General features: G+C 37.2%; 1 protein-coding gene. It reads left to right on the forward strand.

Translation table 11 applies throughout. The features are described from left to right. A partial coding sequence (locus AZ602_RS09915) for an IS1595 family transposase (protein WP_103034749.1) occupies positions 1 to 600 on the forward strand: 600 nt, incomplete at its 5' end. Positions 601 to 619 lie beyond the last annotated feature (19 nt).

A 619-nucleotide genomic window follows, 5' to 3' on the forward strand; every position in this document is an offset into this window, starting at 1 on the left:
TTTTTTGTACTTGAAGTTACTGCTCATTCGGCAGCTGATTTACTACAAATACACCCAAATTCAGCAGCTTTATTTTATCATAAAATCAGACTTGTGATAGAATACCATCTTAATCTTAAGGCTAAAGAATTATTTGATGGCGAAATAGAGCTTGATGAAAGCTATTTTGGCGGCATTCGCAAAGGCAAGCGTGGTCGTGGCGCTGGTGGTAAAACAGCTGTCTTCGGTCTTTTAAAACGCAACGGTAAAGTCTTTGTGGTTGTGGTTAAAGACACCAAGACTAACACGCTAATGCCTATCATCACAAGCAAAATCAAGCCTGATAGTATTGTTTATACAGACTGCTACAAAAGCTATAATGCTCTTGATGTAAGTGATTTTAAGCATTTTAGAATTAACCATTCCAAAGAATTTGCAAAAGACCATAATCACATCAACGGCATTGAGAATTTCTGGTCGCAAGCCAAGCGTGTTTTAAGAAAGTACAATGGCATTGACAAGAAACACTTTCATCTTTTTATCAAAGAATGTGAGTTTCGTTTTAACTATGGTACACCATCTAATCAGCTTAAAGTATTGAGAAGATGGTGTGGGATTTAGGCTAATCTAGTACAGCCCC

It is taken from the genome of Moraxella sp. RCAD0137, assembly GCF_002894025.1.
Classification (GTDB): Bacteria; Pseudomonadota; Gammaproteobacteria; order Pseudomonadales; family Moraxellaceae; genus Moraxella; species Moraxella porci.